Source organism: Celeribacter halophilus (genome assembly GCF_900114135.1).
GTDB classification, from domain to species: domain Bacteria; phylum Pseudomonadota; class Alphaproteobacteria; order Rhodobacterales; family Rhodobacteraceae; genus Celeribacter; species Celeribacter halophilus.
Genome location: NZ_FORY01000008.1, coordinates 81144 through 99079, shown reverse-complemented (window position 1 = coordinate 99079; position 17936 = coordinate 81144). Strand labels below are relative to the sequence as shown.

Below are 17936 nucleotides of genomic sequence, written 5' to 3'. Positions count from 1 at the left end.
TGTCCTTCTGGTGCACTGTTAGACGCCTTCGCCACGGCGAAGGTCTGTAGGGACGACAAGATGGCGAATATTAACGGCACAAATGACGACGACAATCTGAGCGGAACCTCTGGTGCGGATTCGATTGACGGCAAGGCAGGTGACGATCAGATTGATGGGAGCAATGGGGCCGATACCATCAAAGGCGGGTCGGATGACGACACCATCTATGCCGGTGGCGGCAATGATGTGATCTATGGCGATGATGGAAGCTCGACGGGCACTCTTGGCCTTGATGCCTCGGCCTTGACGCTATCGCGCAGCAATCTTGAGTCCAACCCTTGGTCCAACTCGGAAGCCACCTATTCCAATGTTGCCACTTTGGATGACGGCACTGTGGTCAATGCAAAGCTGGTTCTGGTTTCCAAATCCGACAGTGGATTGCAGGTCGATTTGTCTGGAGATTCCGGGCAGGAAATACTCTTGAACGGGAACAACAAGGGTAAAATGGAGGGCGAAACCGCCACCATCCGCATGGAGTTTTACAATGCGGCTACGGGGGAGCCGATCTCGATCAACTCGACGGCCACGTTCAACGATATTGATAGTGAACGCGGCAGCGAACAGGTCAGCATCGATTCCGCATCCTTCACCAGTTATGGCACCTCGTCGGACACGTCTCTGGATGTGCAGACCGATGGCGGCACCGTGGTGGCCACGGGCACCGAAGCAAATAGTGCATCCGATCAGGACGCATGGTTCTCCGCCGCGTTTGAAAACCAAAGCTCGATCACCTTCACGCTGACCGCGCGGGAGGTGAACTCCGGCTATACGCTCTCTGGTGATGTGATTGACGATGTGGACGAAACCGAGTTGGACCCCGGCGATGACGAGATCCACGGCGGGGCGGGCGCGGACACGATCTACGGTGAAGCAGGCGATGACACGCTTTACGGGGATAATGGTGACGACGACATCTATGGCGGCGAAGGCAATGACACCATCTACGGCGGTCAAGGTCAGGACGAGATCGAAGGCGGCCTCGGCGATGATGTCATCTCTGGCGGCTCCGGCGATGATACGATCTCCGGCGGTGCGGGTGACGATACGATCTATGCCGATGGTGACAATGACAGTCTGTCGGGGGATGAGGGCAGTGACCGGTTCGTGGTGACGGCCTCGGGCAACACCAATATTTCCGGTGGCGAAGATGCGGATGGCACCGATCAGGATGTCATCGAACTGTCGCGCGGCACCTATGATTATGACGACTACCGCGTCGTGTATACCAATGGCGATCCGTCTACCGAAAGCGGTGTGATCGAGCTTCTTGACGCAAACGGGAATGTTACCCGCCGGATCAAATTCGAGGAGGTCGAACAGATCGTCTGTTTCACGCCGGGCACCGGAATTGCCACGCCTGATGGCACGGTCGCGGCGGAACAGCTTTGCGTCGGGGATCGCGTCTTCACTCGCGACAACGGTGCGCAGGAAATCGCATGGGTCGGGCGCAAGGATCTTTCAGCGGCGGATCTTCAGCGTCAGAAAGACCTGATCCCTGTGATGATTGCGAAAGGCGCTTTGGGCAACGGTCTGCCGGATCGCGATCTGATCGTCTCACCGCAGCACCGCGTGTTGCTCACCTCTGACCGCGCGGCGCTCTATTTTGAAGAGCGCGAAGTGCTGGCCGCCGCCAAACATTTGGTCGGCCTGCCGGGGATCGTGCGGGCAAAACCGCTTGCGACCTCCTACATCCATTTCATGTGCGAGAACCACGAGGTTGTGCTCTCCAACGAGGCATGGACAGAGACCTTCCAACCGGGGGCGGCCTCCATGTCCGGTCTGGAGAACGGGCAGCGCGATGAAATCCTCACGCTTTTTCCCGAGCTTGCAACAGCCAAAGGGATGAACGACTATATTTCTGCGCGCAAGACGCTCAAAAAGCACGAGACACGTTTGCTGATGGCGAGTTAAGTCGCGCAAACGGGCGCAGCTCTATTACGGAATGACGAAAAAAGGCGGCCTTATGAGCCGCCTTTTTCCATGTCTGATGTTTGCCGGATTGGGGTCGATGCCCAACCCCCTATTTTTCGGGCAAAAGCCCGCGGGGCGAAAACCGCAGCACCACGAGAAGGATCACGCCCATCGTCAGGTAGCGCATATAGGCCACGCGTTCGATCAGACCGGCCTTGAGCGCAGAGCCGTCCTCCAGACCAGAGGTCAGAACATTGACGATCCATGCGCCGATGGGTTCGACCTCGACCCACAAGAACCAGATCAGCATACCGCCCAGAACCGCGCCCCAGTTGTTGCCAGAACCGCCGACGATCACCATCACCCAGATCAGGAAGGTGTAACGCAGGGGCTGGTAGGTGGTTGGGGTCAACTGTCCGTCCAGCGTGGTCATCATCGCACCGGCAAAACCGATGATCGCCGCTCCCAGAACGAAAATCTGCAAATGCCGTCCGGTGACATCCTTGCCCATGGCTTCGGAGGCCACCTCATTGTCACGGATCGCACGCATCATCCGGCCCCACGGGCTTTTGAGCGCCAATTCCATCGCCACGACGATGACAAAGATCACCGCCAGAAAAATTCCCGCATAGAGCAGTTTGACGAAAATCGACGACCCTGTGACCGGATCCATGCCGAGTTTGGCCATAAGGCCGAGGAACCACTCGTTTTGTTGCAGGTTGATTTCATAGGGTACAGGACGCGGCAGGCCGTTGACGTTTTTGACGCCGCGTGAAAGCCAGTCTTCGTTTTTCAAAACCGCGAGGATGATTTCCGCAATGCCCAAAGTGGCAATGGCGAGGTAATCCGACCGCAGGCCCAAAGCGGTTTTCGCCACAAGCCATGCAGCCCCTGCGGCGAGCAAGGCGCCCACAGGCCATGCAAAGATCACCGGTAGCCCCATGCCGCCCAGATAGCCGGACACGGCGGGATCAACGGCTTCGATGGCTTCCACAGCCGGATCGAAAAGCGCGCGGAAGGCGAAGAAACCGCCAACCAGAATGACGGTCAGGATCACACCGCGCAGACGCGTTTTCGGCAGGCGCGGATATGTCAGAACCGCCAGAGCAATCGTGCCGACACCAACCAGCAGCGCTAGGATCATCCGCCCGCCGCCCGCAGACCATGCCGCGGGCACAGGCGGCATGGAAGTCAGGACCACGGCGAGACCGCCAAGGGCGGTGAACCCCATGACGCCCACATTAAACAGGCCCGCATAGCCCCATTGAAGGTTCACCCCCAGCGCCATGATGGCCGAGATCAGCCCCATGTTGAGAATGGAGAGCGCCGAGTTCCACGACTGGAGAAACCCGACCGCAGCGATCAGAACCGCCATGGCCGCGAAGTAGAGTGGCGCACGGGGCAGGGTGGTGGTCGATGTTTGTGTCTGTGCTTGGGTCATATCGATTGCCCCTTGAAAAGCCCCGTGGGTTTGAACAGCAAAACGATGATCAGGATCGCGAAGGAGACTGCGAATTTGTAATCGGTCGAGAGAAGCTGCACCAACCCGTCAGGCGCCCAGCTGTCCGGTCCAAGATAGGTCACGACCTTCTTGAACGCATAGGTCAGCGTCACTTCGGAAAACGCGATGACAAACCCGCCAGCCACAGCCCCCAAGGGGTTGCCGATCCCTCCGACAATGGCGGCGGCAAAGACGGGCAGCAGGAGTTGCTGGAAGATGAAAGGTTTGTAGGACTTGTCCAACCCGTAAAGCGTTCCCGCGATGGTGGCGAGTGCGGCCACCAGAAGCCATGTGATCATCACCACACGCTCCGGATTGATGCCCGACAACAGCGCGAGGTCTTCGTTGTCCGAAAAGGCACGCATGGATTTTCCGGTGCGGGTCTTGTTCAGGAACCAGAACAAGGCCGCCACGGTGATCATGGCCACAACCACGGTGATCACCTGCGTGGTCTTGAGCGCAAGCCCTTCGTTGAGACCGGACCACGCCTTGAATTCACGGGCATTGATGACGAACCGCGCTCCGTCGGAAAAGCGTCGGTCATCTGTCCCGACAACCATCCGAACCAAGCCGTTCATTACGAACATGACGCCGGTGGAGACGATCACGAACATAACCGGCACGGCTTTGACCTTGCGATAGAATTTGTAGACCACGCGATCGGTGAGCAGCAACAGAAGCGCCGTGGCGAGAATACCAAAGGGCAGGGCCAGAAGCGCCGTGGGCAGTGCGCCGAGCGACAGGCCCCAGCTTTGGAACAGCCCCGTGACCAGCACGACGACCATCGCGCCGAATGACATGGTCTCGCCATGGGCAAAGTTGGAAAACCGCAGGACGCCATAGATCAGCGTGACGCCCAGAGCCCCCAAGGCCAGCTGGGAGCCATAGGCGGTGGCCGGAACCACCACGAAATTGGTGAATGCCACAAGGGCGTTGAGAATATCCATATGCCCTCTCCTTATCCGCCAAGAAATGTGCGACGGACCTCGGGATCCGCCAGAAGGTTGGCGCCCGTGTCGGTATAGGCATTCGCACCCTGCACCAACACATAGCCCTTGTCCGCGATCTCCAGCGCCTGACGGGCGTTCTGTTCGACCATCAGGATCGAAATGCCGGTCTTGGCAACCTCGATGATGCGGTCGAACAACTCGTCCATCACGATGGGAGAGACCCCCGCTGTCGGTTCATCAAGCATCAGAAGTTTCGGCTGGGTCATAAGCGCACGCCCCACTGCGACCTGTTGGCGCTGACCGCCGGACAGTTCGCCCGCGTTCTGGTTGCGCTTTTCATAGACCGCCGGAAACAGTTCATAGACCTGTTCAATCGTCGGTTCGATCTCGTCCTTGCGGATGAAGGCCCCCATCTCAAGATTTTCGCGCACGGTCATGGTCGGGAAAATATTGTGGGTCTGGGGCACAAAGCCCATGCCCTTGTAGACCCGTTCCTGAGGCGAGAGGCCGGTGATGTCCTCACCATCGAGATAGACAGCGCCCTCGCGCAGCTTGAGCATCCCGAAAACGGCTTTCATCGCGGTGGACTTGCCCGCGCCATTGGGACCAACGATCACTGCAATCTCGCCCTTTTGCACGGTGAGCGTGCAGCCGTGCAGAATATCCGCACCGCCATAGCCGCCGCGCATTTCACTGGCATGGAGGAAACTCATTGTGCCTCCTCCGTTTTCTTGTTCTTCACCCCGGTGCCGAGATAGGCCTCGATCACCGCTTCGTTCTGCATGATCTCGCTGGCGCTGCCGGTGGCCATGACCTTGCCCTGCGCCATGACGATCACAGGATCGCAAAGCTGTTTGATGAATTCCATGTCATGTTCGATCATGCAAAACGTGTAGCCGCGCTCGACGTTGAGCCGTTTGATCGCATCCCCGATCGTATAGAGTAGCGTACGGTTCACACCTGCGCCGACCTCGTCAAGAAACACCATCTTGGCATCGACCATCATGGTGCGGCCCAGTTCCAGAAGTTTCTTCTGGCCACCGGAAATCTCGCCCGCCTTGAGATCGGCAATATGGGAAATCGTCAAAAATTCAAGAACTTCGTCGGCTTTTGCACGCAGCGCGCGTTCTTCTTCGGCGATGCGTTTGCGCCCGAACCATGTGTTCCAAAGCGTCTCGCCCGACTGGCCCGCAGGCACCATCATCAGGTTCTCGCGGCAGGTCATGGAGCCGAATTCATGCGCGATCTGGAAGGTGCGCAAAATGCCCTTGTGGAACAGTTCGTGCGGTTTGAGCCCCGTGATGTCTTCGCCATCGAAGAACACCTGTCCGGAGGTCGGGGTTAACACCCCTGCAATACAGTTGAAAAGCGACGTTTTCCCCGCGCCATTGGGCCCGATGAGCCCTGTGATCGATCCTTGCTCCAGTGTGAGCGAGGCCCCATCAACCGCACGAAAACCGCCGAAATGCATGTGCAAATCACGCACTTCGATCATATGTCAGTGTCCCCGTATATGGTCCGGCCTTTGTGAGTTGGCCGGAACAGTGAGCCCGGAACGCATGAGATGCGCCCCGGGCCAATGATGATTTTATCGCGACTTAGCGGATATCGACCGTTTCAAAGTCGCCATCGGTGATGGTGTAATAGCGATATGTGCCTGCGGCTTCGCCCGGTCCGATCAACTCGACATTGGTTGCGCCGACATAGTCGATATCGCCACCTTCTGCGAGGATTTTGAGCGCCTTATCCAGTTCACCGGGCAGGATTTTCTCACCCGGCGCATTGGCCACGTCGAGCACATTGGCCGCGACCGCTTCTTTGGTGGCTTCGCCACCTTTGGCCATCGCCAGAGCGATCAGAGCGCCCGCGTCATAGCTTTCGCGGGTATAGGCGGAGGAGACGTTGATGCCAGCGGCTTCGCCCAATGCGTTGAACGCATCCGTGCCTTCACCTTCGGCCCAAGGCACAATGCCCATGGAACCTTCGACAATATCACCAAGATCGGCCACAAGGCTGTCGCCATACATGCCGTCACCCATCAGGAAGGTGTCAAACGCACCGGTGTCGGCTGCGGCCTGAATAATGCCCTTGCCGCCTTGGTCCACATAGCCAAGCACCACAAGCACGTCGCCGCCAGCAGAGGCCAGTGCGCCGATCTCGGCGGAATAGTCGGCCTTGCCGTCTTCGTGGGAGGTGTTGATGGTGATCTCACCGTCAAAGGCCGCCTCGAATGCGTCGGCAAGACCCTTGCCGTAATCGGAGTTGGTGTAGCTCACAGCCACCGAAGAGATGCCTTTTTCCTCAAGCACTTCAGCAAGGATTTCCCCTTGGCGCGCATCGGAAGGCGAGGTGCGGAAGAACAGGCCGTTGTCTTCAACCGTGGTTAGACCCGGCGAGGTTGCGGACGGAGAAATCATCACAACACCGTTGGGCACAGCCACGTTGGAGAGAACCGCGCCGGTCACACCGGAGCAATCCGCGCCCATGATCGCTACAACACCGTCGGAGGTGATCAGGCGTTCTGCGGCGGCAGAGGCGGCTGCGGCATCGACACAGGTGCTGTCAGCGCGAACGGGGGTGATGGTCGAGCCATCCAGGAACGCGCCACTGTCGCTCACTTCTTTCAGAGCCAGTTCGGCACTGGCCGCCATGTCAGGCGTCAGCGATTCAATCGGTCCGGTGAAGCCGAGGATAATCCCGACCTTGACGTCTTCGGCAAAGCCTGCGCCCGCCATCATAGTTGCGGCGGTAGACGCCAGAAGCAGCTTTTTCATATGGTATACTCCCTGTTTGGATCTTGTCCTGTGGCGCAGACTAGACAGGGTTTTTGCGATTGGGAAGACAGTCGCGTGAAATGCTGACCGAATTTTTTGCATTTGCCTAAGCTTTGAACTGCGCGAAGGGCCGTTTTCCTGTGGTTGTCATCTGGCGCGTGGCGGCGCGGAACAGGTCTGGCCGTTTATGTTTTGAAAAGACGACTCATGATAGGACGAAACACAGATTGATGGTGCGTCCGAGGGTTTGTCTGGAGGGTTTATATGGGATAAAATAGAAGCCACGCTGTAAGAGGGCCTGTGCACCGCATGTCAGTCAAAGCGGCTTTGGCGCAAGCGTGCCGCAGTGTTTTTTGACATAACGCGCATGAATTAGGCAGTTGATTGCGTTTTCTGCGAAATTTTCTGTCTCTTTTGGGTTTTCTCACGCCCGTCTCCTGCTTATAAGTCTACGGACTTCTGTGTGCGCTAACACGCATATGGGGGAGGAGAGATGACCAAGATTTTGGAGTAAAGACGATGACGGATTGGGTGAAAACCGCATGGCGCAACAAACCGCGTGTGCAAATGCCCGACTATACGGACGTGGCCGCGCTGAACGCTGTAGAGGCGCAGCTTGCCAAATATCCGCCGCTCGTCTTTGCCGGCGAGGCGCGTAAATTGAAACGAGATCTGGCGAAAGCGTCCCGTGGCGAGGCGTTTTTGTTGCAGGGCGGCGATTGCGCGGAAAGCTTTGCCGAGTTCGGCGCGGACCAGATTCGCGACACATTCAAAGTCATGCTGCAAATGGCGATGGTGCTGACCTTCGGGGCGAAAGTGCCGGTGGTCAAAGTGGGCCGTATGGCTGGCCAGTTCGCCAAGCCGCGTTCGGCACCGACCGAAACGGCGGGGGGCGTGGAGCTTCCGTCCTACCGTGGCGACATCATCAACGGTTTCGACTTCACGCCCGAGGCGCGGATTCCCGATCCCAACCGGATGTTGCAGGCCTACACTCAGGCGGCGGCCTCGCTGAACCTGCTGCGCGCCTTCTCGAAGGGTGGCTTTGCCGATATTCATCGGGTGCACGCTTGGACGCTGGGCTTTACGGAATCCGATGAGGCCGAGAAATACCGCGACATGGCGAACCGCATTCAGGATGCGCTTGATTTCATGAAAGCAGCGGGGATGACCTCCGAGAACAACCACGATCTGCACACCGTGGATTTCTACACCTCGCATGAGGCGCTTTTGCTGGAATATGAAGAGGCGCTGACCCGTGTGGACAGCACCACGGGCGCGACGATTGCTGGCTCCGGTCACATGATCTGGATCGGCGACCGCACACGTCAGCCGGATGGTGCACATGTCGAATTCTGCCGTGGGGTCGAGAACCCGATCGGCCTGAAATGCGGCCCGACCACCACTGCCGAAGATCTCAAGGTGCTGATGGCGAAACTGAACCCGGAAAACGAAGCAGGGCGTCTGACGCTGATTGCACGTTTCGGGGCAGGGAAAGTCGCCGACCACCTGCCGCGTCTCGTCGAGACCGTCAAATCCGAGGGCGCCAATGTTGTTTGGTCCTGTGATCCGATGCATGGCAATGTGATCAAGTCCTCGACGGGCTACAAAACCCGTCCGTTCAACGCGATCCTCTCCGAAGTGCAGGAGTTCTTCGCCATTCACCGCGATCAGGGCACCATTCCGGGTGGCGTGCATGTCGAGATGACGGGTAAGGATGTGACCGAATGCACGGGTGGCTTGCAGGCTGTGTCCGACGAGAACCTCGCCGACCGCTATCACACCGCTTGCGACCCGCGTCTCAACGCCTCGCAATCTCTGGAACTGGCGTTCCTTGTGGCCGAAGAGCTGCAAAAGGGTCAGACACCTGAAGCGGTGGCTGCAACCGCCTAAGGTCTTTCATTATCAAGACGTTGAAAGCCGGGCTTTATGTCCGGCTTTCTCGTCTCTGGATGAAACTTGTTTCCGATATTGATACAGAAAAAGCGCAGCATATGTCACTGGACCTTGAATGTTCCTGATTGCGCGGTTTCCCAAACCCTGTGACGCCTGTCGCGAAACAGGTTAATCATCCGACTTTATTAGTCGCAGAAAGGGTTTCTTGGAACGCGGAGGTCTGGAGGGCTGTTTAGTCGCCCCTTCCTGTGGGGTCAGAGCGGTGCGACTGTCCTCATAGGTCTTTTTCGCCTCGGCAAATCCGGCGGGCACGGGACTGCCTTTGGGTGTTGTCTGGAAGGTCTGGTCCATCGGATTGCCGAGCAGCGGGCGCGACTGGATGTTGATCACTTCAAACCGGCGCGGCTGGCGGCCGATGTCGCCTTTGGACTGCAAACAGCCAAGGACGCGATTCACATCCCCGAGGTCGGATTTTAACGGACAGAGCAAAAGCTGCGCCTCCATCTCGCCCCGCCCGATTCCGCGCTCGGCCTTCAAGGTGACAACAATGACCTGTGGGGTCTCAAACACCGCTTCGAGCGCTTCCGAGAGTTTCGCGCGGCTTTCCGGCACGAACATCGCGGTCAGCGGCATGCCGCGCACCTCCATGCCCATCAGGTCGGTCAGATGCATGCCCGCCAGACGGAACCGCGCCACGCCGGGAGCAACGCGTTCAAGGATAAAGGCAAATTCCAGCGCCGGTTGCATGCCGCGCGGATCGATTTCGGAGCGCGCTGGCACCGGTCGCCCGTTGCGCAAGCCTTCCCAATAGGCCTCAACCGTTTTGACCGCCGGAAAATACGTATCCAAGCGTCGAGGCATAAGGGAGATAACATTGTCTCCGTTGACATATTCGATTTTCATCACAACACCTGTTTACTGCACGATCCATGCCCTTTGCGGGTCTCTAGCTGTTTTTCGGGTTCCGTCTGTTGACGCAGGGTTAACGGGTGTATCTGCATGGAATGGCGTCTTGCACCATGTCTCACGCCCGAATGACCCTTTACCCAGAGACCCGCTGGCTTGACCGGAATATGCCATGAGTTTGCCAGATTTGGAGCAAAATCCTAATCATTGGTTAACACCGGGCATTGAGTTGCGAAAAATTGCCTTGAGAAACTTAGGGAATTGCAATCAGGCAGGATCTCATTCTCTGAAAAGAGATAAAAACTCCAATATCTTATAAGGAAATCGAAAAAACATGGCTCTACGGAATCACTTAATAGCCTTTATTTTCTTAAAATTTTAGGCAAGCCGTGAAACCGGACCTGCGTGGGTCAATCTTGGAAAAATCGGGACCAAATTGTGACAGCACAGGCGTAAAGTGAGTCTCGATATCGGCCTGCATATACGCCCACATGTCGTCCACGGGCGGTTTCGTTCCAGCATGGGATGCCCTTCACAATGACGCGCAATACTGGCCTTCACGGTGACCAGCCGTTATAGACGGAGCAAGGTTCGGGCAGGGGTCCGGACAGGTCAAGGGAGCACAGACATGGCAGCCGACCGGCGTGGTCTTCTTATCATTTTGTCTTCGCCTTCGGGGGCGGGGAAATCGACTTTGGCGCGTCAGTTGATGGGCTGGGACGAGACCTTGAGCTTTTCGGTCTCTGCCACCACCCGCGCGCCGCGAGAGGGTGAGGAGGACGGGGTGCATTACCACTTCGTCGACGAGACCCGTTTCAAACAGATGGTATCCGAGGGCGAAATGCTCGAACATGCCCATGTGTTCGGCAATTTCTACGGTTCGCCTGCGGCCCCTGTGCGCAAAGCGATCGAGTCAGGGCGCGATGTGCTTTTCGATGTGGATTGGCAAGGGGCGCAACAGATCGCCAATTCCGTGCTGCGCGATCATGTTCTGTCGGTCTTCGTGCTGCCTCCGTCGATCAAGGAGCTGCGTCGCCGTCTGGAGACCCGCGGTCAGGACAGTGCGGAGACAATTGCGAAACGGATGGAGAAAAGCTGGGACGAAATCAGCCATTGGGACGGCTATGATTATGTTCTGGTGAATGACAATCTGGAGACCAGCTTTACACGTCTCAAGACCATCATCGAGGCCGAACGCTTGCGCCGTGCGCAGCAGCCGGGATTGATGGAGTTTGTGCGCGGGCTTCAGGCCGAATTCGAGGAGGTGGAAGGATGACGCTCTACGCATTGAACGATCACGCGCCGGTCTTGCCGGAAAACGGTGATTACTGGGTAGCGCCGGATGCCAATGTCATCGGCAAGGTGATTTTGGAGGAAGGCGCGAATATCTGGTTCGGGGCTACGCTCAGAGGGGATAATGAGGCGATCCATGTGGGGGAAGGCACGAATATTCAGGAAAACTCCGTGCTGCATACCGATATGGGCTTTCCGTTGACCATCGGCGCGGGCTGCACCATCGGGCACAAGGCGATGTTGCATGGCTGTGTGATTGGCGAGAACAGCCTGATCGGCATGGGCGCGACCGTATTGAACGGGGCGAAAATCGGCCGGAATTGTCTGATCGGAGCCTGTGCGCTCATCACGGAAGGCAAGGAAATCCCTGACAATTCTCTGGTCATGGGCAGTCCGGGCAAGGTGGTGCGGGTTTTGAGCGAAGCGCAAATTGCGGGTCTCAAGGCCTCTGCTTTGCATTATCAGCAAAACGCGCAACGGTTTCGCGACGGGTTGAAACCGCTCGACTGAGGCGGGGTGTTCCCGCAGCCACGCCAAAAGCCTCGTGCCGCGCTCTAATGTAGCGCCGCGCGGATCTGGACAGGTTGGACAGGCGTGAGGTCCAGCATATCGAAGTCGAGAGACGGGTAGAGGCTGGCGATTTCCTCGCGGATCAGGTCCGGACGTGGCAGCCCTTTGGGGATAGCGCGGAAACTGCCCCTGAACCCTGCGCGATGCAGGAGGTCTGCCAGTTCGAGACAGTCGAACTGTGCGCAGAGCGCCGGAGCCACGACACAGTCTGGAGCAATGCTGTTGAGAATATCCTGCGTCAGATCGGAAAATTCGATCAGGAAAAAACCGGTGCGCTGCGGATAATACTTTTTCAGCATTTGCATCCGTTGCGGATCACCCACCATCAGGATCATTCTCCGGGGCGCTGTGTCTGCCTCGTCGAGATGTGCGATGAGATCACCGAATATGTTCTGCCGCATGCTGCCCATGACGGGTTCCGATTTTGTGCCTCAATGATTTGTGACAAAAGAGGCAAAGTAATGAAAATGCAACGGTATTTTTTCCAAAAATGAAAATGTATCGCAAAATGCAAAGCCCGCTGTGCGGTTTCTCTGGTGAGTTGTCCAGAATATGAGCGCTGTCATGAGACGGTTACATGGGGGCGTTAAGGCCTGACTGGATGCACTTGGCCGTCTGATGGATTGCTCAAGTTGATTGTGGAGCACCCATGACATCAATAGGGTGGAAAGTGTTTCTCGAAAGCCCGTAGAGAGCTTTTTGAAATGCTTCGGAGACGGCAAAAATCGGGACATCCCATGTTGAACAGTTTGAAACAGGTCACTTATGGCGACGAAATGATGGAGGCGGTGGCCGATGCCATGCCTTTGCCGCTGGTCGTGGTCGGGCGCGACGAGCGGATCATGGCGGCCAATGCCCCAGCGCGCACGCTTTTTAGTGAGGCGATGGTCGGGCGCCACTACATCACTGTGCTGCGCCAGCCGATGCTGCTGGATGCAATTGAGAACGTCCTTCGCCTCTCCGAGCCTGCGGAAACGGTCTATCGCATCACGGAAAGCCAGCGCGAACTGGTGTATGACGTTGTGGTGCGGCCTGTGACGGTTGCGGATTTCGCCTGTGTGACGGTGGCATTCGAAGACAAGACCGAGCTGAACGAAGCCGGACAGATGCGCCGCGATTTTGTCGCCAATGTCAGCCATGAGTTGCGCACGCCTTTGACGGCGGTGCTCGGCTTTATCGAAACGCTTTTGGGACCGGCCTCTGAAGATGATGTCGCCCGCAAACGCTTTCTGGAAATCATGTCCCGCGAAGCGCAGCGGATGAATCGCATTGTGGGAGATCTTCTGTCCCTGTCGCGTGTCGAGGCGGAGCGGCGCGTGCGACCGACAGATCAGGTCGATATTCCCGCCGTTCTGCGCTCTGTCGTCAGCAGTCTGCATCCCGTGGCCGAAGCGCAGGGGGTTGATCTGATCCTAGAAGGGGCAGACGGGACCGAAGAGGTGCCCGGCGACCATGACCAGTTGACGCAGGTCTTTACCAACCTGATCGAGAACGCCATCAAATACGGCGGGCGCGACAAGGAGGTGCATGTGTGCCTGACCTCGCACACGGTGGAGCCGACCATGCGCAGTTCCGCAATCCGCGTGGACATCTCGGATCAGGGCGAGGGCATCGCCACCCAGCACATCCCGCGCCTGACCGAGCGGTTCTACCGCGTGGATTCGCACCGTTCGCGGGAGATGGGCGGGACGGGGCTGGGGCTGGCCATTGTGAAACACATTCTGAATCGCCACCGCGGACGCCTGCGCGTCGAGAGCCATGTGGGGCAGGGCAGTTGTTTCTCTGTCATCCTGCCCTACGAATAAGGGGCACGCGTTTAGGCCAGTTTGACTTGGACCCGTGCGCCCTGAGGCCAGTGCTGTGCTTGTTGGCACGATTCTTGCCGTTGACGTCGTCGGTGTCGGACCGTCACAGACTGTCACATATCTTTCCCGCCTGTCACAAAACTCCGCGTAATAGCCCCGTTCGGGGGCGTTTCCTGCGCAAATTGACAAGATGTCTAGGAAAAACACGTCATCTGTCATGTAACTGTTACATAAGTTTCACAAAAGCATTGCAGCCACCGCCTAAACCGCCTGCAAGAGAGCAATACCGCTCTCGGACATTATGCAAATTCAGGAGCAAACCATGTCCTTTGTGAAACTGACCGCTTCCGCGATCGCGATCGCAGCCGTTTCGGCCTCCGCAGCCTCTGCCCGTGATCAGGTGCAAGTCGCCGGGTCCTCCACAGTTCTTCCCTATGCCTCCATCGTGGCCGAAGCCTTTGGCGAGAACTTTGACTTCCCGACACCGGTCGTGGAATCCGGCGGGTCTTCCGCAGGTCTCAAACGTTTCTGCCAAGGTGTTGGCGAAGAGCAAACCGACATTGCCAACGCATCGCGCAAAATCCGCGACAAGGAAATTGCGGCCTGTGCCGAAAACGGTGTGACCGACATCATCGAAGTGCGCATCGGCTATGATGGCATCGTGTTTGCTTCGCAGCTCGACGGTCCGGCTTACACCACCTTCACGCCTTCCGACATTTTCAACGCTCTGGCACCGAAAGTTGTCGTCGACGGTGCGCTGGTCGACAACCCCTACAAACAGTGGTCCGACTTCAACGCCGATCTTCCGGCCGAAGACATTCTTGCCTTCATTCCGGGCACCAAGCACGGCACCCGTGAAGTGTTCGAAGAAAAAGTGATCGCCGCAGGCTGTGAAGCCACTGGCGCAATGGAAGCCATGATCGCTGGCGGCATGTCCGAAGATGACGCAGAAGACGCATGTCTCGCTGTGGCCTCCGATGGTCGCGCTGTGGACATCGACGGCGACTACACCGAGACGCTCGCCTCCATCGACGCCAACTCCAACGGCATCGGCGTCTTCGGTCTGGCCTTCTACGAGAACAACACCGACAAGCTCAAAGTGGCCACCATGTCCGGTGTCGAGCCGACGACAGAAACCATCGCTTCCGGCGAATACCCTGTCTCCCGTCCGCTCTACTTCTATGTGAAAAAAGCCCACATCGGCGTGATCCCGGGTCTGAAAGAATTCGCTGAATTCTTTGTCTCCGACGAGATCGCTGGCCCCGATGGCCCGCTTGCGGAATACGGCCTTGTGTCCGACCCAGAACTGGCCGCCACACAGGCTGCTGTCGCTGCTGAAGACGTGATGCAGTAAGTTTTCCGGCACCTCTCTTAGGTGCCTTGCCCATAGTCGGGGCGGCATGCCCGCCGCCCCGTCCTCTTTGAGACCTTTTTCAACTTAAACTTCATACGGGGTGGCAATGCCTTTTCTCTGGTTGGTCTTAATCGTACTCGCGATCGCGGCCTCGGGCTATGTGATCGGACGCGGGCGCGCGATGCAAAGCGCGGGGGGCGACGCACGTCACCTTCATTCTCTTCCGGGCTACTATGGCTGGAACGTGGCGCTGAAAGCGGCGGTTCCCGCCTTTCTCGTGCTGGTGCTTGCGCTCATCGTTCAGCCCCTCATCATCAATAAGACGGTCTCCTCCATGATCCCGGAAAGTGAAATTGCCGAAGGATCCAATCTTGGCCTCGTGATGGCCGAAGTGCGCCGCACAGCGGACGGGATCGACCATCTTGTGAACGAAGGCCTCATGGACGAATCCGCTGCACGCAACGCGCGCACGGATTTCACCGACATCACCCAGCGTCTGAAAGATGCAGGGCAGGTCGTGACCTCGAACATCACCCAACCGGTTCTGGCCGCCGCGCAGAAATATCGCGTCATGAACGGCTCCGGCAAACTGGTCCGCAGCGCTCTGGTGATCCTTGTCGCTCTGGCCGGACTGCTCTGGGGGCTCAAGGAGAGCCACAAGGATTTCCGCGCCCGCAATATTGTCGAGCGCAGCATTCTGGCGATGTTGATGGCAGGGGCCTCTGTTGCGGTTCTGACCACTTTGGGCATCGTTCTGTCGCTGATCTTCAACACGGTCGAATTCTTCAAACTCTATCCGGCGCTGGACTTCTTCACGCTTCTGGAATGGTCGCCGAGTTTCTCTGGCCGTGGCGGGTCTTCGGCGCTTGGTGTTCTGCCGCTGTTGTGGGGGACGTTCTACATCTCCATCGTGGCGCTTCTGGTGGCCGTGCCCATCGGGCTCTTCGCCGCGATCTACCTCTCCGAATATGCCGGACCGAAAGTGCGTGCCTTTGCAAAACCGATGCTTGAGGTTCTGGCTGGTATTCCGACCATTGTTTACGGGCTTTTCGCCTTGCTGACCCTCGGGCCGATGCTTCTGAGTGTCTTCGGGGATGATGGCGGGCTTGGCTGGATGCAAGGCCAGCGCGCCGTGATGACCGCAGGGATTGCTATGGGGATCATGCTTATTCCCTTCGTGTCCTCGCTGTCCGACGACATTATCAACGCCGTGCCTCAGGCCATGCGTGACGGCTCTTACGGTCTGGGGGCCACGCAATCGGAGACCATCAAACAGGTGGTTCTGCCAGCGGCCTTGCCGGGGATCGTGGGGGCTGTGCTTCTGGCCGCCTCGCGTGCTATCGGCGAGACCATGATCGTGGTGATGGGGGCAGGGGCCGCCGCCAGCCTGTCGCTCAACCCGTTTGAAGCCATGACCACGGTCACCGCCAAGATCGTCAGCCAGCTCACCGGCGACAGCGACTTTGCCTCGCCCGAAGCCCTTGTGGCCTTTGCCCTTGGCATGACGCTCTTTGTCCTGACCCTCGCCCTTAACGTCTTCGCGCTCTACATCGTGCGCAAATATCGGGAGCAATATGACTGATGTCTGATGCTATGAACAATCCCGCCAACTCCCTGCTCGTTCAGGACGCCCGCACCGCAAAACGCAACGCCGCAGAAAAACGTTTCCGCTTTTTCGGGATTGCCGCGATTGCCACGGGGCTGGTGTTTCTGGTGATCCTGCTGACCGCGATCTTCTCCAACGGGACGGGCGCGTTTCAGCAGACCTTCCTCACCGTGCCGGTCCATCTGGACGAGACCAAACTCGACAAAGCGGGCAACCGCGACATCGAAGACATCAAGAAAGTGTCGACCTTCGGCTACAACCCTCTGATCCAGCAGGCCGTGTTCGACATGGTGCAGGCGCAGGGGATCGAGACCCCCTTCACCAAACGCGGTGACATGAAGGCGCTGATTTCGGCCTCTGCGGCGGCACAGCTGCGCGACGAGGTGATCGCCAATCCCGATCTTATCGGCCAGACCATCGAGTTTCGCGTGCTGGCGACCTCGCGTGTGGACGGCTACCTCAAAGGCCGTGTGACCCGCGAGAGCGTGGAGCGTGACAAGAACATCGACGCCGAGCATTTCGATCTCGTTGACGGGTTGCGTGACGCGGGGATCGTGAAAAAGAGCTTTAACTGGGATTTCATCACCGGTGCCGATGCCTCCGAGAGCCGTCCCGAACAGGCGGGTATGGGCGTGGCAATGGTCGGGTCGTTCTTCATGATGCTGGTGGTGTTGCTCTGCGCTCTGCCCATCGGGGTGGCCGCGTCGATCTATCTTGAGGAATTCGCGCCGCAAAACCGCTGGACCGATCTCATCGAGGTGAACATCTCCAACCTCGCCGCCGTGCCCTCCATCGTCTTCGGTATCCTCGGTCTGGCCGTGTTCATCCAGTTCGCGCATCTGCCGCAATCCGCGCCGCTGGTAGGGGGGCTCGTGCTGACGCTTATGACGCTGCCGACGATCATCATCTCGACGCGGGCAAGCCTCAAGGCCGTGCCGCCCTCGATCCGCGACGCGGCTTTGGGTGTGGGCGCCTCCAAGATGCAGTCGGTCTTCCACCATGTGCTGCCGCTGGCCATGCCGGGCATCCTGACGGGGACCATCATCGGTCTGGCGCAGGCTCTGGGCGAAACCGCGCCGCTTCTGCTGATCGGGATGGTGGGCTACATCGCCTCTGACATGCCTGACGGCTTTCTCGGCGGCTTTCTGGACCCGAACTCCGCGATGCCGGCCCAGATTTACGAATGGGCGAAACGTGCCGACCCTGCGTATTATGAACGTGCCTGGGGCGGGATCATCATCCTTCTTATGTTCCTGATGACGATGAACATCATCGCTGTCATCCTGCGCCGCCGCTTCGAGCGCCGTTGGTAAACGAGTTGAGGACAGAGC

The 17936-nt window shown here is 58.0% G+C and carries 15 protein-coding genes; 8 read left to right on the top strand and 7 right to left on the bottom strand.

The window, feature by feature from the left end; translation table 11 throughout:
- Positions 1–60: 60 nt before the first annotated feature.
- Complete coding sequence (locus BM152_RS10205) at positions 61–1953, top strand: Hint domain-containing protein (protein WP_066600012.1); 1893 nt, start codon at positions 61–63, stop codon at positions 1951–1953.
- 109 nt (positions 1954–2062) lie between these two features.
- Here BM152_RS10205 and BM152_RS10200 read toward each other — a convergent pair whose 3' ends face one another.
- From BM152_RS10200 to BM152_RS10180, 5 genes are all read right to left on the bottom strand, one after another.
- Positions 2063–3394 (bottom strand): branched-chain amino acid ABC transporter permease, encoded by a 1332-nt coding sequence (locus BM152_RS10200; RefSeq protein WP_066600015.1) that lies wholly within the window; start codon positions 3392–3394, stop codon positions 2063–2065.
- On the bottom strand, positions 3391–4401 hold the full coding sequence (locus tag BM152_RS10195) for a branched-chain amino acid ABC transporter permease (protein ID WP_066600018.1): 1011 nt from the start codon (positions 4399–4401) through the stop codon (positions 3391–3393). Before BM152_RS10195 ends, BM152_RS10200 begins: the two co-directional genes overlap by 4 nt.
- A gap of 11 nt (positions 4402–4412) precedes the next feature.
- Complete coding sequence (locus tag BM152_RS10190; RefSeq protein ID WP_066600023.1) at positions 4413–5117, bottom strand: ABC transporter ATP-binding protein; 705 nt, start codon at positions 5115–5117, stop codon at positions 4413–4415.
- Positions 5114–5899, bottom strand: coding sequence for an ABC transporter ATP-binding protein (locus BM152_RS10185; RefSeq protein WP_066600026.1), 786 nt, complete (start codon positions 5897–5899; stop codon positions 5114–5116). The genes BM152_RS10190 and BM152_RS10185 overlap by 4 nt, the downstream gene beginning before the upstream one ends.
- 103 nt (positions 5900–6002) lie before the next feature.
- Positions 6003–7178: an ABC transporter substrate-binding protein gene (locus BM152_RS10180; protein ID WP_066600029.1), complete on the bottom strand. Its 1176-nt coding sequence runs from the start codon at positions 7176–7178 to the stop codon at positions 6003–6005.
- Between the two features lie 519 nt (positions 7179–7697).
- Between BM152_RS10180 and BM152_RS10175 the strand changes: the two genes are divergently transcribed.
- A complete protein-coding gene (locus BM152_RS10175; protein ID WP_066600033.1) occupies positions 7698–9068 on the top strand; it encodes a class II 3-deoxy-7-phosphoheptulonate synthase in 1371 nt (456 codons plus the stop codon).
- Between the two features lie 171 nt (positions 9069–9239).
- Here the strand turns inward: BM152_RS10175 and BM152_RS10170 are convergent, their stop codons facing one another.
- On the bottom strand, positions 9240–9974 hold the full coding sequence (locus tag BM152_RS10170; protein ID WP_066600038.1) for a PAS domain-containing protein: 735 nt from the start codon (positions 9972–9974) through the stop codon (positions 9240–9242).
- 631 nt (positions 9975–10605) lie between these two features.
- Between BM152_RS10170 and gmk the strand changes: the two genes are divergently transcribed.
- Positions 10606–11253 carry a guanylate kinase gene (gene gmk, locus BM152_RS10165; protein WP_066600043.1) on the top strand — a complete coding sequence of 216 codons (648 nt, stop codon included), beginning with the start codon at positions 10606–10608 and terminating at the stop codon, positions 11251–11253.
- Entirely contained in the window at positions 11250–11780 is a 531-nt protein-coding gene (locus BM152_RS10160; RefSeq protein WP_066600047.1) for a gamma carbonic anhydrase family protein, read from the top strand. Before gmk ends, BM152_RS10160 begins: the two co-directional genes overlap by 4 nt.
- Before the next feature lie 44 nt (positions 11781–11824).
- Here the strand turns inward: BM152_RS10160 and BM152_RS10155 are convergent, their stop codons facing one another.
- The gene (locus BM152_RS10155) at positions 11825–12250 is read right to left on the bottom strand and encodes a hypothetical protein (protein ID WP_066600049.1); all 426 of its coding nucleotides are present in this window, start codon (positions 12248–12250) and stop codon (positions 11825–11827) included.
- A 327-nt stretch (positions 12251–12577) separates the two neighbouring features.
- On the opposite strand from BM152_RS10155, the gene BM152_RS10150 reads away from it, so the two are divergent.
- The 4 genes from BM152_RS10150 (at position 12578) to pstA (ending at position 17918) form a co-directional block, all read left to right on the top strand.
- A complete protein-coding gene (locus tag BM152_RS10150) occupies positions 12578–13645 on the top strand; it encodes an ATP-binding protein (protein ID WP_066600051.1) in 1068 nt (355 codons plus the stop codon).
- A 322-nt stretch (positions 13646–13967) separates the two neighbouring features.
- Positions 13968–14999, top strand: a complete 1032-nt coding sequence (locus BM152_RS10145; RefSeq protein WP_066600059.1) for a substrate-binding domain-containing protein — start codon at positions 13968–13970, stop codon at positions 14997–14999.
- A 106-nt stretch (positions 15000–15105) separates the two neighbouring features.
- On the top strand, positions 15106–16581 hold the full coding sequence (gene pstC, locus BM152_RS10140; protein ID WP_066600066.1) for a phosphate ABC transporter permease subunit PstC: 1476 nt from the start codon (positions 15106–15108) through the stop codon (positions 16579–16581).
- On the top strand, positions 16581–17918 hold the full coding sequence (gene pstA, locus BM152_RS10135) for a phosphate ABC transporter permease PstA (protein ID WP_066600068.1): 1338 nt from the start codon (positions 16581–16583) through the stop codon (positions 17916–17918). The genes pstC and pstA overlap by 1 nt, the downstream gene beginning before the upstream one ends.
- Positions 17919–17936 lie beyond the last annotated feature (18 nt).

Excerpts from the sequence above, each read along its gene's own strand:
- BM152_RS10205 (WP_066600012.1), top strand. The coding sequence starts at position 61 with ATGGCGAATATTAACGGCACAAATGACGACGACAATCTGAGCGGAACC.
- BM152_RS10200 (WP_066600015.1), bottom strand. The coding sequence starts at position 3,394 with ATGACCCAAGCACAGACACAAACATCGACCACCACCCTGCCCCGTGCG.
- BM152_RS10195 (WP_066600018.1), bottom strand. The coding sequence starts at position 4,401 with ATGGATATTCTCAACGCCCTTGTGGCATTCACCAATTTCGTGGTGGTT.
- BM152_RS10190 (WP_066600023.1), bottom strand. The coding sequence starts at position 5,117 with ATGAGTTTCCTCCATGCCAGTGAAATGCGCGGCGGCTATGGCGGTGCG.
- BM152_RS10185 (WP_066600026.1), bottom strand. The coding sequence starts at position 5,899 with ATGATCGAAGTGCGTGATTTGCACATGCATTTCGGCGGTTTTCGTGCG.
- BM152_RS10180 (WP_066600029.1), bottom strand. The coding sequence starts at position 7,178 with ATGAAAAAGCTGCTTCTGGCGTCTACCGCCGCAACTATGATGGCGGGC.
- BM152_RS10175 (WP_066600033.1), top strand. The coding sequence starts at position 7,698 with ATGACGGATTGGGTGAAAACCGCATGGCGCAACAAACCGCGTGTGCAA.
- BM152_RS10170 (WP_066600038.1), bottom strand. The coding sequence starts at position 9,974 with ATGAAAATCGAATATGTCAACGGAGACAATGTTATCTCCCTTATGCCT.
- gmk (WP_066600043.1), top strand. The coding sequence starts at position 10,606 with ATGGCAGCCGACCGGCGTGGTCTTCTTATCATTTTGTCTTCGCCTTCG.
- BM152_RS10160 (WP_066600047.1), top strand. The coding sequence starts at position 11,250 with ATGACGCTCTACGCATTGAACGATCACGCGCCGGTCTTGCCGGAAAAC.
- BM152_RS10155 (WP_066600049.1), bottom strand. The coding sequence starts at position 12,250 with ATGGGCAGCATGCGGCAGAACATATTCGGTGATCTCATCGCACATCTC.
- BM152_RS10150 (WP_066600051.1), top strand. The coding sequence starts at position 12,578 with ATGTTGAACAGTTTGAAACAGGTCACTTATGGCGACGAAATGATGGAG.
- BM152_RS10145 (WP_066600059.1), top strand. The coding sequence starts at position 13,968 with ATGTCCTTTGTGAAACTGACCGCTTCCGCGATCGCGATCGCAGCCGTT.
- pstC (WP_066600066.1), top strand. The coding sequence starts at position 15,106 with ATGCCTTTTCTCTGGTTGGTCTTAATCGTACTCGCGATCGCGGCCTCG.
- pstA (WP_066600068.1), top strand. The coding sequence starts at position 16,581 with ATGTCTGATGCTATGAACAATCCCGCCAACTCCCTGCTCGTTCAGGAC.